Source organism: Nannocystis sp. (genome assembly GCF_016714285.1).
Classification (GTDB): domain Bacteria; phylum Myxococcota_A; class Polyangia; order Nannocystales; family Nannocystaceae; genus Nannocystis.
In genome coordinates this window covers 511,620-527,998 of sequence record NZ_JADJNN010000001.1, presented here as the reverse complement: position 1 = coordinate 527,998, position 16,379 = coordinate 511,620, and the positions used below count along the sequence as shown (strand labels likewise).

Genomic DNA, 16,379 nt, shown 5'->3' with positions numbered 1-16,379 from the left:
GCTCGCACGGGCCTCGCCACGCGCCGACGATCGCCGCCGCGTGGTATCCCGATCGCATGGTCCTCCCCACGCGCCGCTGCCTCCTCGCCGCGCTGCTCGCAGCGGCCTGCGGCGTGCCCGACGGCAGCGTCCACCTCAACCTCGTCCCCGGCGACGGCACCCAGGTGATCCACACCCCGCTCCAGCTCGCCGTGCGCATCACCGGCCCCGAGCTCGATCTCGTGCGCGGCGAGCAGCTGCTCGCCCGCAGCAGCGACGCACCCGGCGAGCCGCTCCGCTTCACCCTCGACGGTCAGCGCCTCGAGCTCGTCCTCGGCGCCACCACCAGCGACACCAATTGCGACCTCCAGGACCCCCTCAACGCCCGCAGCGCCGTCCGCTGCCGCGACCTGACCTGGACCAGCGCCACCCTGCGCTCGCCCGACGGACCAGTCCCCGGCACCACCCCCACGCTCCGCGGCGCCGCCCCGCGCGGCTTCCTCGGCGCCGCCCTGCCCGGCCTGCCCGCGGGCGTGATCGTCGGCCTCCTCCTCGCACGGTCGATCGGCGTGGCCCTGCTCCTCGCACTGCTCGTGCTGCTCGCCGCCGTGCCGATCGGCCAGCGCTTCGAGGAGCTCTTCGCCGTCACCCACGGCCTCGCCTTCGTCGCCTGCGCCGCGCTCGGCCTGTTCGCCGCGATCGCCTGGCACGACAACTCGCGCCTCGCCGGCATCGTCCTCGCCCTCGCCACGACCGTCGGACCCTGCGCCGTCGTCGTCGCCTATCCGCTGTGGGGCGAGGCCGGCCCGCTCATCGCCGTCGCCGCCGCCGTGCCCGCGATCGCCGTGCTCGCGCTGCTCGGCCTCGGCCTCACCACGCTCCTCGGCGACGCCCACCCAACCAGCCGCTGGCTGCTCCGCAGCGCCGGCGATGATCGCCGCTGAAGCGCGATCAACTCGCGCCCCCGGGTCCGCGACCATCGCTTCGGATCAGTCCGCCTGTCCCTCAAGACAGGTCCCAAGCACCCGCGCGCCTGTCCCCCGGGACAGGCGCGCCTCGACAATTCAGCTGGCCGCGTGCTCGTGCTCGTGCTCGTCCTCGTCGTCCTGCACGATCTGTCCCGAGAGCCAGAACCCCCCCGAGATCACGCTGCCCTCGTGGATCTCGCGGCTCACCATCGCCATCGGCGCGACCATGTCGAGGGTCCCGCCGTGGGTCGCCAGCGCCGCCCACTGGTAGCGCAGCCCGGTCAGCGGGTTCTCGCGCACCTCGGCCGCCAGCACGTGCCCGTTGACGATCGCGAAGGCGACCGGCGGCGGCGGATCTTCGACCCCCTCCTGCCGCAGCAGCCCGGCCGGAATGAAGGCCCGCGACGACAGCTGCGTGTCATCGCCGCCGCGCGCCCGCTCGAACTCCGCCACGCTGTCCCAGATCTCGAGGTGATGGGCGAAGGCCGCCAGCTGCACCATCGCCACGCAGGGCAGCTCGAGCTCGTCGTGCATCGCCGCGTCCGGGCAGTCGAACACCAGCGGGTAGTCGCCCGCCGCCGGGTCGTCCGCCGGCGGGTTGGCCCACGCGTAGAACGAACCGTCGAGCTCGCTCTGCCCCGGCCGCTCGATCGCCGCGACGATGCCGAGCCGCATCCGCGTCGGCCCGGCGAAGTGCGGCGTCATCCCGATCAGCTGGTCCTCCGCGTCGCACTGCAGCCACAGCTCCGGCCCGTCGCCAGGCCACACCAGGTACATCCCGCCCGGCACCTGCACCGACTCCGCCGCGTCGCTGATGCGATCGACCAGCGCCTCCATGTCGTCCGCGGACTCGAGCTCGATGCCGATGCATGAGAAGTGGCTGGTCATTGGCGGCGACCTTAGCCGCGAGCGCCGCCCGCTCGCAAGCGCCGCCCCGGCCGACAACACCAGCGGCGCCAGCCCGGCTCACAGCACCGGCGGCGTGACCCCGGCCGCCATGATCGTCGCCACCAGCATCTGCTCGAGCAGCCCGCGCAGCTGCTCCCGCGGCACCTCCCGGCGGTCGAGCCAGTCGAGGCTGGCCGACTCGACCAGCCCGATCCACCCGCGCAGCGCCAGGCGCAGCAGCGGCGGCGGCTCGTCGGCGCTGATCCGCGAGACGATGCGCTCGGTCAGCGTGCGCCGCGTCGCCTCGAGCAACTGCACGACCTCCGGGTCGCTGCCGATCCCCCCGCGCACCAGCGCCACGTACGAGCGCGCGTGCTGGTCGACGAAGTCGAGGTACGCGTCGAGGGCCCCGTGCAGCGCCTCGACGGACACCTCCTGCGACGCCGCGTCCGTGCGCTCGATCAGCTGCCCCGCCGCGCGCCGCACCACCTCCACGTAGTAGTCGCGCTTGCTCGGGAAGTAGTGATAGAGGAGCCCCTTCGAGATGCCCGCCGCCCTGGCGATGTCATCGATGCTCAGCTCGTCGTAGCTGTGATCGCTAAACAGCTGCAGCCCCAGCTCCAGCAGCTGGCTGCGGCGCTCGTCGACCTGAAGGCGGGCGCGCTCGCGGCTGCTGCGGGGTGGCGATGGCACGGCCGCGGAGGATAGCCCCAAGGGGCTCCCGCCCCACATTTTCGACTATTGACTTTGATTCAATAGCGCGTACTCTCGGCCCAGCAAGGAGGTCCGCGATGACGACGACGCAGGCGCCGAGGGACTTGGGGGAGATCCGCCCGAGAGTGATGGGCTTCGAGTTCGACGACAGCATCCCCCGCTACTGGGTGGCCGACGCGGTCGTGCCGACGCACATGGGCAACGCGCTGCACCTCATCTTCCCGATGGGCGAGCGCTTCTTCGTCCGGGCCGTCAAGCACTACGCCGATCAGATCGACGACCCCGAGCTCAAGGCCCAGATCAAGGGCTTCTACGCCCAGGAGGGCCGCCACGCCCACGAGCACGAGAAGGTGTTCCTGTGGATGGAGCGCCAAGGCTACGACATCCGCCGCTTCCTCGCGATCTACAAGAAGATCGCCTTCCTCGGCATCGAGCGCCTGAGCCCGCACAAGCTGCGGCTCGCGACCACCGCGGCGCTCGAGCACTACACCGCGATCATGGCGGAGAACGCCCTCGAGCACGGCCTGCTCGAGCGGGTCCACCCCGGCATGCGCGAGCTGCTGTGCTGGCACGCCTGCGAGGAGATCGAGCACAAGGCCGTCGCCTTCGACGTCCTGCAGCGCGTCGACGCCAGCTACGCCCTCCGCGTCGCCGGCATGTTCATGGCCACGACCACCCTCGTCGGCTTCTGGTTCCTCGGCGCCTCCATGCTGCTGCGCCAGGAGAAGGGCCTCGGCCTGCGTGAGATCCTGCGCCAGCTGCGGGCCTCGATGCAGCAGAACCCGCTCGGCCGGCGCGTGTTCCTCCGCGGCATGCGTGAGTACCTGCGCCGCGACTTCCACCCCTGGCAGACCGACAACCTCGCCCTCGCGCGCAGCTACCTCGCGCGCATCGAGCGAGCCGCCGCGTGAAGCATGCGGGCGGGTCCCACCGCCCCCCCTGCGCGTGAGCGCTCACCCCCGGGGGCCCGCCTCGCCTCGCCCACCCAGCGCGCGCCGACCGACGCCGGCTTTGGTGTATCGTCGCCAGGCGCATGAGCGGCTGGCTGCAGATCCGCAAGGAGAACAACCTGGTGGCCAACACCCACCTGTCCGGCTCGCGCGTCGTCATCGGCCGCTCACCCGACTGCGACGTGGTGCTCGCCTCCGACTCCGTCTCGCGCCAGCACGCCGAGCTCGTCGCCCACGGCGACGCGTGGTCGGTGCGCGACCTCGGCAGCCGCAACGGCACCGGCGTCAACGGCGTGCGCGTCAACGGCGAGCGCCCGCTCCAGCCCGGCGACGTCCTGCAGATCGACGTGTTCGAGATGCTCTACCGCAGCGAACACTCGGCCCTCAGCCGCCCGCCCCAGGCGCGCCCGAAGACCGCCGTGACGATGATGGACGCCGCCGCCTACGGCCCCGTCCGCACCCTCCACGAGCTCGCCCCGCCCAAGATCGACGCGAGCCACCTGTCGAAGTTGATGGCCTTCAGCGGCGAGCTCCTCAGCGAGGCCAACCTCGAGCTGCGCCAGGCCCAGCTCGCCGCCCTCATGGTCGGCAAGACCTTCAACGGCACCGCGGCGATGCTGCTCCACGTCGCCCGCACCGACGCCAACGCCGAGCCCGAGATCCTGCTCGGCCCGGTGCTCCCATCCACCGGCCCGACCACCCCGTCGCACGGCCCGGCCAGCTTCGGTCCTGGTTTCGGCGGCCCCGGTGTTGGCCCCGGTGCTGGCCCGGGCACCGGTCTGCCAGGCCTCGGGCACCCAGGCCTCGGCGCCCCCGAGCCGCCCCACATCTCGCGCTCCGTCCTGCGCGCCGTGGTCGCCGGCGAGTCCGCCGTGCTCGCCTCGAGCAAGCGCCAGATCGGCAAGGACATGGTCCAGATGTCGATGGCCGCCAGCGGCCTCGCGATCTCCGCCGTCGCCTGCCCGCTGCGCAGCGACGCCAGCCACATGGAGATCCTCTACGTGATGTTCCCGGGCCAGTACGGCACCGCCGAGTGGCTGGCCCTCGTCTCGCTCGCGGCCTCGCTCTACCGCCAGGCCGAGGCCGCGTGGATCGCCCGCGAGGCCGCCCAGACCCAGGCCCTGCTCGAGGAGGAGCTGCGCCGCGCCAGCGAGATCCAGATGCGCCTGGTCCCGGAGGACTTCACCCGCGGCGACCTCGACGTCGGCGTCGGCTTCGTCCCCTTCAAGGGCGTCGGCGGCGACTACGTCGACGCCCTCCCGACCGCCGACGGCCGCGTCCTCGTCACGGTGATGGACGTCGCCGGCAAGGGCATGGACGCCGCCCTCATCGCCTCGGGCCTCCACACCGCGGTGCACATGTCCGTGCGCCTCGGCCTGTCCCTCATCGACATCGTCCAGACCCTCAACCGCCACCTCATCGACACCTGGTTCGCGTCGACCTCCGTCACCGTCGCCGCCGCGATCCTCGACCCCCGCACCGGCCGCGTCGAGGCGATCAACTGCGGCCACCCGACCCCCCTCATCGTCACCCCCGACGGCCGCACCCGCGAGCTCAAGTGCCACGAGGAGGTGCCCCTCGGCCTGATGGAGATCGAGCTCAAGGTCGGCCAGGACCGCCTGCAGTCCGGCGAGATGCTGGCGCTCTACAGCGACGGCCTCTCCGAGCTGTTCGACGAGGCCGGGCAGATGCTCGGCGTCGAGGGCGTGACCCGCTACCTCGCGGAGATCCGGCGCAACCTCGGGCCCCGCCGACGCGCCTCCGAGATCGCCACGCAGCTGCATCAACGCCTCGCGGCGTTCCGCGGCAAGGCGCTGGCCTCCGACGACATCAGCTTCATCCTCGCCCTCGCCGGACCGCCGCTGCGCATGACCCGAGAGAGCGTGTAGCACCGCACCGGCGCTCCCGCTCGACACCCCATCGGCGATCCCCTACCCTCCGCCGCGCATGCCGTTCCACGTCGTCGTCACGGGGGCATCGGCCGGCATCGGCGCCGCCATCGCCCGCGAGTACGCGGCCCGCGGCGCGAGCGTCACCCTGGTCGCCCGGCGCCGCGCCCTGCTCGAGCCGCTCGCCGCCTCGCTCGCCGTGCCGACCCACGTGGTCGCGGCCGACCTCAGCGACCTGGGCAACGCCACCGTCTGGCTCGCCGAAGCCGAGGCCGCGCTCGGCCCGGTCGACGTCCTCGTCAACAACGCCGGCGTGCAGATCGTCGGCCACAGCGTCGACACCGAGCTCGCCGCAGCCGAGGCCCTGCTCGCCGTCGACCTGCTCGCGCCGCTGCGCCTGTGCCTCGCCGTCCTCCCCGGCATGCTCGCGCGCCGACGTGGTTGCATCGTCAACGTCTGCTCGATGGCCGCGCTCGCGCCGACCCCCGGCATGTTCTACTACTGCGCCGCCAAAGGCGGCCTGGCCAGCGCCAGCGAGGCGCTGCGCGGCGAGCTCGGCCGCAGCGGCGTGCACGTGCTCACCGTCTACCCCGGCCCGGTCCACAGCGACATGGAGGCCGCCGCGCGCGCCAAGTTCGTCCCGAGCCTGCTCACCGAGCGCATCCCCACCGGCGACCCCGCCGTGCTCGCCAGGCGGATCCGCCGCGCCGCCGAGCGCCGCCAGGCCCGCGTCATCTACCCGCGCTTCTACCACCTCGCTCGCTGGTTCCCCGGCGTCACCGCGTGGGTGCTGGCCCGCTTCACACCCGCGCTCCGCCCCGAGCTCACGCCGCCGTCCAGCGATTGAATTGCGCAGCGCCCCGCTTGAGCTTCGCTGTCGTCTGTCGAACCCAGGCGTGGTCCGCCATCCTCACGCCGCAGCCCGCCTCCGACGCCCGTTCTGCGCCCGTTTGGCGACCTGCCCCAAAGGACATCCTGAGCACACATGTCTTGAGGGACAGGTAGGCGCGGCACTGCCCACCACGCCGCGCCCCAGGGTCGGTGCGGGTGCGCTAGGCTCCCCCTTGCATGACGCGGCCGGTGCCCCGCGACCTCGAGACCACGCTGATGCCGCGCGGTGACCCGCCGCGGCAGGTCGCGTGGGACGAGATCACCGACCCCTCGCTGCACGCGGCCCCGCAGCTCCCCCTCGACAGCACCCGCGACGACGGCGAGCAGCCCCGCGTCGGCCGCTACACCGTGCTGCGCAAGCTCGGCGCCGGCGGCATGGGCGTCGTCTACGCCGCCTTCGATGAGTCGCTCGACCGCAAGGTCGCGATCAAGGTCCTGCGCGACCGCCAGGGCGACCCCGAGGGCCAGGGTCGGCTGCTGCGCGAGGCCCAGGCGCTGGCCCGCCTCTCGCACCCCAACGTGGTCGGCGTCCACGACGTCGGCACCACCGGCGACGGCCAGATCTACATCGCCATGGAGTTCATCACCGGCACCACGCTGCGCGGCTGGCTCGAGGAGCAGCCGCGCCCGCGCGCCGAGATCCTCCGCGTGTTCACGCAGGCCGGGCGCGGGCTGGCGGCCGCCCACGCCGTCGGCCTGATCCACCGCGACTTCAAGCCCGAGAACGTCATGGTCGGCAACGACGGCCGCGTCTGCGTCTTCGACTTCGGCCTCGCCCGCAGCGCCACCGACCACGAACCCGGCGAGCGCCCCGGCAGCGCCCCGCACCCACGCGCCTCGGTCCAGCGCCTGATCTCGTCGATGACCCTCGCCGGCACGCTCCTCGGCACCCCGGCCTACATGGCCGCCGAACAACATGAGGGCACCGGCACCGACGCCCGCACCGACATCTTCAGCTTCTGCGTCGCCCTCTATGAGGCGCTCTACGGCGAGCGTCCCTTCGCCGGCCAGAACTACGGCGAGCTGGTCGCCAACGTCCGCGCCGGCGTGATCCGACCCGCGCCGCTCGGCGTGCAGGTCCCGTCGTGGCTGCGCCAGATCCTCGTGCGCGGCCTCCAGCCTGTCCCTGCGGACAGGTGGAAGGACCTCCCGACGCTGCTCGCGGCCCTCGCCGCCGACCCGGCGGTGGCCCGCGGCCAGGCGCTGCGCATGGCCGGCCTCGTCGCCTTCGTCGTCGCCTGCGCCATCGGCCTCCCCTACCTCTACACCGGCCTCGAGCGCGCCTGGGCCCGCGATCGCAGCGAGCGCCTCGCAACCCAGCACTGGCGCGTGGTCCAGGCCCGCATCGCCACCCTCGAGGAGGCCGGCGAGGGCGCCGAGGCCGAGGCCGCCTTCGCCGCCTTCGTGCGCGCCGAGGAGCACCGGGGCACGCGCGCGCTGACCCAGGCGTGGATCGATCGCGGCGCCCGGCGCCTGCGCGCCGAGGACCATGACGAGGCGCTCACCGCCTTCGCCCGCGCCTACACCGAGGCCACCGACCCCGCGCTCGAGATCGCGGCGATGCAGGCGATGGCCGCGATCTTCCGCGACGCCTGGGCCTGGGAGCCGCTGTCGCAGGCGCTCGTCGAGCTGCGGGCCCGCGGCGCCGGCGACGACCCGGCGATCCTCGGCCTCGGCGTCGACGAGGCGCTCATCCACCGCGACCTCCGCCGCGCCAGCGATCTGCTCGCGCCCGGCGACCCCGCCGTGCCCGCGAACCTGGCCGCCGCCCGCCCCCTGCTCGCAACCCTGTCCGGCATGACCCGCACCGGCCTGCCCGGGCGCGAGGTCTCCGTCTGCGATCTCAACGGCGACGGCCGCGACGACCTCGTCCTCCTCGACAGCACCCGCAGCCAGATCACCCTCGTCGACCACGACCTCCACACGCTCCACCGCGAGCGCACGCCGGGCCCCGTCTCGCACCTGGTCCCCGGACTGCCCCGCGCCCTCGTGCACGACGGCCAGCAGCTGCGCCTGTACGACCTCACCGGCGACCAGCGCCTGTTGTGGTCGCAGCGCAGCGCCAGCAAGCCCTACACCGTCGCCGTGCTCGACCCCCAGGACGACGGCCAGCCCGACCTCTACCTCGGCCTCGAACCACCCGCGCGCAGCTTCGTCGTCCTCCCCGACCTCGCGACCACCGCCCCCGACGCAGCCCTGCGTCCGGCGACCCAGGCCAGCAACTCCGACCTCGAGGGCCTCGTCGCCGCCGACCTCGACGGCGACGGCACCCGCGAGCTCGTCGCGGCCGTCAGCGCCTGGTCCGCCTACGACCTGCGCCTCTACCAACCAGGCCCCGCCGGCCTGCAGCTGCGCGCCCATCGTCGCCTCGGCCGCGTCGCCGGCGTCGCCATCCTCCGCGGCGCCGACGGCCGCCAGCGCATCGCCGTCGCCAAGGACGACGCCTACCCCAACCGCGAGGTGTTCCCCGCCCCGCCGCACACCGGCGAGCCCGCCGGCGTGTACCTGCTGCGCTGGACCGGCCGCGAGCTGGTGCAGGACGACTTCATCCCCTTCCCGCTCGCCGACGGCCGCTCCGGCCTGCAGGTCGGCCGCTTCATGCAGGCCGCCGACCTCGACGGCGACGGCCTCGACGACCTCGTGATCGCGGCGTCGCGCGACGTCCAGCCCGAGTCCCAGCGGGACCTCGCGCTCGTGCTGCGCCAGCGCAGCGACGGCGAGTTCGCGATGGTCGCGCTCGGCGGCATGGTCCCCGTCGGCCTGTTCGACGCCGACGACGACCCCGCCCGCGAGCTCCTCGCCTTCGCCACCGACGCCCCCGACGACCTGTGGATCCTCGGCGCCGGCGTCGACGCCATGGCCCCGCTGCCCCGTCCGCCGCGCACCCTCATCGACCCGCCCGCCGAGCTCGACGCCCCCGAGCTCGAGCGCGCCTGGCAGCGCGCCAGCCAGCTCGAGCGCGTCGGCCTCGGAAGCGCCGCCGCGACCACCCTCCGCGACGCCGCCCACTTCGCCGCCGACCTCCACCACCGCCGGATCTTGCTCGACCGCGCCGGCGACATCGCCCTCGCCCACGGCGACGCCGCGCTGGCCGGCGAGCTCTACCGCCAGGTCACCGCCGACGCCGAGCTCGGCCCCCGCGCGCTCGCCAAGACCGCCGAGGCCGCCGCCCTGCTCGGCCGCTACGGCGACGCCGTCGCCGCCCTGCAGGCGATCGCCGAGCTGACGACGGGCGACCCGGCGCTGCTCGAGCAGGCCCGCACCCGCCTCGCCGAGCTGGAGCCGCTCGCGCGCCCGAGCGCCAGCTTCCACCTCGACTTCAGCCGCCCCCTGCTGCCCGCCTGGCACATCGAGGATCCGACCCTGGTCCGCCGCGACCCCGCGGCCGGCGTCCTGCGCGTCACCGCCTTCCCAGATCCCCACGAGCTCGCCGCCCTGGCGATCGCCTGGGACGGCGGCCCGCTGCGCGTGCAGGTCGACCTCAGCCGCGAACACCTCGAGCTCGGCAGCTCGCTGCGCGTGGTCATCCGCGGCGACGACGGCAGCGTGTGGCTCGGCAGCGGCGTGCGGGCCAGCGGCGGCGGCGGCCTCGTCGACGCCAGCCTGCAGTGCTGGAACCGCCACCACGGCGTGTGGGACTCGTTCGCCAGCCACCCGCAGGCGACCGCCGAGGCCAGCGAAGCGCTGCACCTGCGCATCGAACACCTCCCCGGCCTCGGCGCCGCGACCTGCGTCGCCAGCGGCAGCGACGGCGCCACGCAGCGCCACCGCGGAGGCCCGGCCGCACCCGCACCGCCGGGCCGCTACTGGCTCTCGATCGGCAGCTACCCCGATCGCGAGGTCGAGCTGGCCATGGCCCGCGTCGCGATCCGCAGCATCCACGTCGACGGCGCCCGCCTGCTCACCGACGTCGACGACCGTCCGCTCGCCCGGGCCCGCCGCGCCCTCGCCGACGACGAACCACTCACCGCCCTCGCCGAGCTCGCCCTCAGCGACGAGCACGACCCGCGCATCCCGATCTGGGAGGCCGTCGCCCGCGACGACCTGCACCAAAGCGCCGACGCCGTCGCCGCCCTGCGCCGCGCCCTGCCACCACCCGCCGACGCCACCCGCACGCCGCCAGGCGCCGGGCCCAGCGCGCAGCCCGATCCGCAGCCCGACCTTCACCCGCTCGCGCCAGCCCTCGCGCGCCTGCTCCACCTGCGCCCCACGAGCATGGGCGCCGCGCTGCGCGAGCTGCTCGGCCCGCGCTTCTTCGCCGCCTACGCCGACGCCTGGGCCCAGGCGATCCACCACCACCGCTACGACGCCTACCTCCACCGCCAGCTCACCGAAGACCTCGCCGACCTCGCCGGCTTCGCCCCGCGAAGCCAGGGCGAGTGGGCCCTCAAGTGCCGCCTGCTGGCCCTGCGCGGCCGTTCATGGCTGCGCCTCGGCGCCGACGAGCGCGCCCGCGAGGACCTGCGCGCCGCCGCCCTGCTCCTCGATCACGTGCCCCCCGGCGAGGCCCGCCACATCGTCGCCCCGGTGTGGCTCATGGCCGCACGGGCGCTCGCCGCCACCGACCCAGGCGAGGCCCTCCGCTTCGCCAGCATCGCCGTCGCCACCTCGCCGACCCCCGCGCTGATCAGCGAGCAGCTGCGCGACGACCCCGAGCTCGCGGCCCTCCGCGACGACCCCGCGTGGCGCGGCGTGTTCGCCCCTGTGGCGACCGCCGCAGCGCCGACCCCTTGAGCCTTGCCCCGCCACGCCGCCCTCGCGCCGCGCCAGGACAGCATCGCGGCCCCTTGAGACTTGCCGCGCTTTGCCGCACCCTCGCGCTGCTTCATGACCACGCCGAACCTGTCCCGTCGCGGCGCGACCGCACCGAGCTCGCCGATCCGCCGCCTCACCCCCTACGCCGACGCGGCGAAGGCCCGCGGCGTCGTCGTGCACCACCTCAACATCGGCCAGCCCGACCTCCACACCGTCTCGCCGATGCGCGCCGCTTACGCCCGCTTCGCCGACGAGGTCATCGCCTACAGCCCCTCCGAGGGCTATCTCTACTACCGCAAGGCGCTCGCCGCCTACTACAACCAGCTCACCGGCGACGCCCCGCCGATCGACCCCTCGCAGATCCTCGTCACCGTCGGCGGCTCCGAGGCCCTGCTCTTCACGATCGCCGCCGCCTGCGATCCCGGCGACGAGATCCTGGTCGCCGAGCCCTACTACACCAACTACGCCGGCTTCTCGCACATGCTCGGCGTCGGTGTCGTCCCGGTCGCGACCCACGCGAGCGAGTCCTTCGCGATCCCACCCGATCGCGTGCGCGCCGCGATCACCCCGCGCACCCGGGCCTTCGTCGTCCCCTCGCCCGGCAACCCGACCGGCATGGTCCTCTCCGCCGACGACCTGCGCGCGCTCGGCCGCGTCTGCCAGGACGCCAACATCTTCTTCGTCGTCGACGAGGTCTACCGCGAGTTCGTCTACCCCGAGCCACCTGTCCCCGCGGACAGCCCCATCCCGACGGCCCTCGCTGGGGCCCTCGATGGGGCCCTCGCGTTGGCCCCCTCCGTCCTCGCGATCCCCGAGCTCGCCGCCCACGCCGTCGTCATCGACTCGGTGTCCAAGCGCTACTCCGCCTGCGGCGCGCGCGTCGGCTGCCTCGTCACTCGCAACCCCGACTTCTACGCCGCCTGCCTCAAGTTCGCCCAGGCCCGCCTGTCGCCGCCCACCGTCGATCAGTTCGCCGCCGCGGCCGCGCTCACGACCCCACAGCCCGAGATGCGGGCGATGATCGACGCCTACCGGGCCCGCCGCGACCTCATCGTCGCCGGCCTCAACCAGATCCCCGGCGTCTCCTGCCCAACCCCGACCGGCGCCTTCTACCTGGTCACCGAGCTCCCCGTCGCCGACGCCGAGGACTTTTGCATCTTCATGCTCCGCGACTTCAACCTCGCGGGCGAGACCGTCATGATGGCCCCCGCCGAGGGCTTCTACGCCACCCCCGGCGCGGGCCGCCACCAGGTCCGCATCGCCTACGTGCTCGCCCCCGACAAGCTCACCCGCTGCCTCGAGATCCTCCGCGCCGGTCTGAGCGCATACGCGCAACGCACGAATTCCGCGGCCTGATCGCCCCAGCTCGCGCAACTCCCCCGCTTCGCGCCCCGCCGCGGGCCCTGCGTCGCGCTACCATGCCGGCTCCCCGCGCATGAGCCTCGTCGCACCCACGCCCCTTGGTTTCGAGCGCAGCCCCGTCGCCGGCAGCGGCCTCGACGACCTCGACCTCCCGAGCCTGCACGCCTACGTCAAGCGCCGGATCGCCGGCCTCGGGGCCGAGCCCGACCTCGCCGCGCTCGAGCGCGGCGCCCAGCGCCTCGGCCTGCTCGGATCGATCGGCTCGCACATGGTCCCGACCGTCGTCGGCCTCATGGCCTTTGGGACAGCCCCGCAGCTGATCCGCCCCGAGTGGGGCGTCGCCTGCGTGCGGGTCCGCGGCGCCAACCTGGCCGACGAGGTGGCCGCCCGCAACGACGTCGAGGGCCCGCTCGCCGCCCTGGTCGAACAGTCCCTCGAGTTCGTGCGCAGCAACACCCGCGTCGCCCCCAACCTCCTGCGCCCGAGCGAGCCCGCCGGCGAGTACCCCGAGGCCGCCGTCCGCGAGGCGCTGCTCAACGGCCTGCTCCACCGCGACTACCGCCTCAGCGGCCGCGTCTCGCTGCGCATCTTCAACGACCGCCTCGAGGTCTGGAGCCCCGGCGGCCTGGCCCTGCCGCTCTCGCTCGACGAGCTGGCCCAGCACGGCGGCGCCAGCTTCCCGCGCAACCCGCTGCTCACCGCCACCGCCCGCACCCTCGGCCTGGTCGAGCAGGTCGGCCGCGGCGTGCCCCTGATCCGCAAGGCCCTCGGCGAGGCCACCAGCCTGCCCGTCCAGTTCCACACCTCGCAGACCGAGGTCCGCGTCGTCCTGCCCTCGTACATCAACGCGTCGATGGGCAACGTCGCCGGCAACTGACCCCGCGAGCACCCGAACTGCCTCCGCGGGCCGATCCGCGGCCTCTCGCAGCGTCGCCAGCCTCGGGCCCGCGCCGACCCGCGACGTTTTACGCAGCTCTTACGCCCCCCACTCCCGTCGCCGCCGCCGATCTGCCACCCTGACGCGGTGAGCCAGCCGCCCCGCGTCCTGATCGTCGAGGACGAGCCCGCGATCCGTCACGGGCTGGTCGAGCTGCTGCGCACCCAGAGCTTCGAGCTCGAGCTCGCCAGCGACGGCCACGAGGCCCAGATCAAGCTGTCCACCAACCACTACGACCTCGTCCTGCTCGACTGGATGCTCCCCGGCGTCGACGGCCTCACCCTCCTCCAGCGCCTGCGCGCCCGCGGCGACCTCACCCCCGTGCTGATGCTGACGGCCCGCGGCGCCGAGGCCGACGTCGTCGCCGGCATCGACGCCGGCGCCGACGACTACGTCACCAAACCCTTCGGCATCCGCGAGCTCATCGCCCGCGTGCGCGGCCTCCTGCGCCGCGTGCGGCCGCCCGCCCCGCAGGCCAGCTTCCGCGTCGGCGAGGTCACCGTCGACCTCGCCCGCCTGGTCATCACCTGGCCCGAAGGACAGGTAGATCTCACGTCGCGCGAGGGCCTCATCCTCGAGTACCTCCGCGCCCGCCCCGGCGTCGCCGTCACCCGCGAGGCCCTGCTCACCGATGTCTGGGGCTACCACGACGGCAGCATCCGCACGCGCACCGTCGACGTCCACATCCTCCAGCTGCGCGGCAAGCTGCGGACCGTGCCCGGCGGCGACGACTGGATCGGCACCGTGCGTGGCCGCGGCTACCGCTTCGAAGCGGAGGCCCGGTGAGCCTGCGAGGCGCCGCCACTGCGCGTGGTCGCCACCGCTTCGAAGCGGAGGCCCGGTGAGCCTGCGTGGCGCCGCCACTGCGCGTGGTCGCCACCGCTTCGAAGCGGAGGCCCGGTGAGCCTGCGAGGCGCCGGCCGCCGCCGCGTCCTCGCCCTCGGCCTCGGCGTCGCGCTCCCCACCGTACTGCTCGCGGTCGGCTGGTGGCTCGCCTCGCTGCGCGAGCAGGCCGGCCTCGCCCGCGAGCACGAGGCCAGCCGCCGCCAGACCGCCGAGCGCGTCGCCGCGGCCGTGCGCGAGGGCCTCGAGGAGCTGCGCCGCCGCGAGGACGCCCGACCCTTCTACCTCTACAACCACTTCTACAGCCCGCCCGAGGTGCTCGCCCTCGGCGACGCGGTCGCCGTCTCACCGCTGGCCGCCGACCCCGACGACCCGCGGATCCTCGGTCACTTCCAGGTCGACCCCGGCGGCCGCGTGCGCACACCGTACCCCGTCGACGACGACCACCCCGGCAGCCCGCGCGCCGACCAGATCCTCGCCGTCGCGACCACCCCGGCCTTCGCCCCGCTGCGCGCCCAGAGCTTCGGCGAGCCCGCCCCCGACACCCGCCTCGCCCAGGCCGATCTGCGCCCGCGCGACCAGGACGCCCCGCTCACCACCAACATCGGCCAGCTCTCCAACCGGGCCTACCAGGACCTCGCCGCCCAGACCAACGACCCCGAACCACAGCAAGCCCCGCAGCAGCAGCAGGCCGCGCGCCCGCGCAAGCAGGTCCCGATCACCAGCCGCAACCAGGTCAGCTGGGAGGCGATCCAGAGCCAGCAGATGCGCAACGTCCCGCTCGCGCAGGCCAACGACGCCGCCCCGCTGTTCGAGCAGAGCGCCGCCCAGCAGCTCCTCGATCCGATCCCCGCCCAGCAGACCTCCGACAACCTGTCCAATCGGCCAGGTCGAAAAGCGCAGGCCCGGGCCCCGACCCAGGCCCGGCAGCAGCCGCAACCACCGCAACAGGCCGCGCCGTCGCAACCGTCCGCGCCACTGCCCGCGTCGATCGCCGCCGGCATGCCGCAGGGCACCGAGGTCGACTACACGCCGATGGCCTACCTCACGCTCGGCGACGCGCTCGTCCTCCAGCGCGTCGTCTCGCACGCCGAGACCGGATCGGTGCAGGGCGTCCTGCTCGACCGGGCCTACCTCGTCGACACCTGGCTGCCCGCCGTCGCCGCCCGCCACGCGCCCGCCGGCGAGCTCCCGCGGGTGGTCGTCGACGCCGACGCCTGCGCCGATCCGCAGGCGGTCAGCGAGCACCTGCCCGGCGTGTGGCTGTGCTTCGCGGCTCCTGCAGCGCCGCCCGACCACCTGGCCTTTCAGGCAGGTGCGCTCCTCGGCCTGATCGTGATCGTCGGCGTCGGCGTCGTCGTCGTCGCCCGCGCGGCCCGCCGCGCCGACGAGCTCTCGGCCCAAAAGACCGCCTTCGTCTCCGCCGTCTCGCACGAGCTGCGCACCCCGCTGACCACCCTGCGCATGCACGCCGAGCTGCTGCAGGAGGGCCTGGTCGCGCCCGGCAGCCTGGCCACGATCCACGACGACCTCGTGCGCGAGAGCGTGCGCCTCAGTCGCCTGGTGGAGAACGTGCTCGCCGTCTCGCAGCTGGAGGAGGGCCGCCGCGTCCTCGACCTGCGGCCCGGCGACCTCGCGGCGCTGATCCGCGAGGTCGCCCTGGGCCAGGCCCGGCACATCGCCAGCAAGGGCTTCACGGTAGAACTCGATCTACCGGACGAGCTCCGCTGCCGCTTCGACGCCCAGGCGATCGAGCAGATCGTCGTCAACCTCCTCGACAACGCGCTCAAGTACGCCGCCGAGAGCGACGATCGCCGGCTCCGCGTGGCCCTCTTGGCGCAGCCCGGTCGCGCCGTGTTGCACGTGCAGGACCGCGGCCCCGGCATCCCCGTCAGCGACCGCGAGCGCGTGTTCCAGCGCTTCGTGCGGGTCCAGCGGGCCAGCACGGCGCACACCCCTGGCACCGGCCTCGGCCTCTCGCTCGTGCGAGACCTCGCCCGCGCCCACGGCGGCGACGCCCACGCGAGGGCCCGCCCCGGCGGCGGCGCAGACATCGAGGTCTGGCTGCCGCGCGAGCTCAGCTGAGGCGCCCTCGCCGACATCGAGGTCTGGCTCCCCCGCGAGGTCGGCCGAGGCACCCGCTCTGACATCGAGATCTGGCTGCCCCGCGAGGTCGGCCGAGGCGACCACAGCCGCGCCGTGA

At 74.0% G+C, this 16,379-nt stretch carries 11 protein-coding genes; 9 read left to right on the top strand and 2 right to left on the bottom strand.

What is annotated here, in order from left to right; all coding sequences use genetic code 11:
* Window positions 1-56 precede the first annotated feature (56 nt).
* The gene (locus IPJ59_RS02190) at window positions 57-923 is read left to right on the top strand and encodes a hypothetical protein (protein WP_293254286.1); all 867 of its coding nucleotides are present in this window, start codon (window positions 57-59) and stop codon (window positions 921-923) included.
* Between the two features lie 120 nt (window positions 924-1,043).
* Here the strand turns inward: IPJ59_RS02190 and IPJ59_RS02185 are convergent, their stop codons facing one another.
* Together IPJ59_RS02185 and IPJ59_RS02180 are read right to left on the bottom strand one after the other, a co-directional pair.
* A complete protein-coding gene (locus IPJ59_RS02185) occupies window positions 1,044-1,835 on the bottom strand; it encodes a hypothetical protein (protein WP_293269549.1) in 792 nt (263 codons plus the stop codon).
* A 78-nt stretch (window positions 1,836-1,913) separates the two neighbouring features.
* On the bottom strand, window positions 1,914-2,528 hold the full coding sequence (locus IPJ59_RS02180; protein ID WP_293254282.1) for a TetR/AcrR family transcriptional regulator: 615 nt from the start codon (window positions 2,526-2,528) through the stop codon (window positions 1,914-1,916).
* A gap of 98 nt (window positions 2,529-2,626) precedes the next feature.
* Here IPJ59_RS02180 and IPJ59_RS02175 point away from each other — a divergent pair, with 98 nt between their 5' ends.
* The 8 genes from IPJ59_RS02175 to IPJ59_RS02140 all read left to right on the top strand — a co-directional run bounded on the left by IPJ59_RS02175 (window position 2,627) and on the right by IPJ59_RS02140 (window position 16,261).
* Entirely contained in the window at window positions 2,627-3,460 is an 834-nt protein-coding gene (locus tag IPJ59_RS02175; protein WP_293254280.1) for a metal-dependent hydrolase, read from the top strand.
* A gap of 122 nt (window positions 3,461-3,582) precedes the next feature.
* Window positions 3,583-5,388, top strand: a complete 1,806-nt coding sequence (locus IPJ59_RS02170; protein ID WP_293254278.1) for a SpoIIE family protein phosphatase — start codon at window positions 3,583-3,585, stop codon at window positions 5,386-5,388.
* A 58-nt stretch (window positions 5,389-5,446) separates the two neighbouring features.
* Window positions 5,447-6,235 (top strand): SDR family NAD(P)-dependent oxidoreductase, encoded by a 789-nt coding sequence (locus tag IPJ59_RS02165; RefSeq protein ID WP_293269548.1) that lies wholly within the window; start codon window positions 5,447-5,449, stop codon window positions 6,233-6,235.
* A gap of 221 nt (window positions 6,236-6,456) precedes the next feature.
* Complete coding sequence (locus IPJ59_RS02160) at window positions 6,457-11,013, top strand: serine/threonine-protein kinase (protein WP_293269547.1); 4,557 nt, start codon at window positions 6,457-6,459, stop codon at window positions 11,011-11,013.
* Between the two features lie 93 nt (window positions 11,014-11,106).
* Complete coding sequence (locus tag IPJ59_RS02155) at window positions 11,107-12,390, top strand: pyridoxal phosphate-dependent aminotransferase (protein WP_293269546.1); 1,284 nt, start codon at window positions 11,107-11,109, stop codon at window positions 12,388-12,390.
* 79 nt (window positions 12,391-12,469) lie between these two features.
* Complete coding sequence (locus IPJ59_RS02150; protein ID WP_293254270.1) at window positions 12,470-13,273, top strand: ATP-binding protein; 804 nt, start codon at window positions 12,470-12,472, stop codon at window positions 13,271-13,273.
* A gap of 147 nt (window positions 13,274-13,420) precedes the next feature.
* Complete coding sequence (locus tag IPJ59_RS02145; RefSeq protein ID WP_293269545.1) at window positions 13,421-14,119, top strand: response regulator transcription factor; 699 nt, start codon at window positions 13,421-13,423, stop codon at window positions 14,117-14,119.
* Window positions 14,120-14,233: 114 nt separating this feature from the next.
* Complete coding sequence (locus IPJ59_RS02140) at window positions 14,234-16,261, top strand: sensor histidine kinase (protein ID WP_293269544.1); 2,028 nt, start codon at window positions 14,234-14,236, stop codon at window positions 16,259-16,261.
* The last annotated feature ends 118 nt before the right edge of the window (window positions 16,262-16,379 follow it).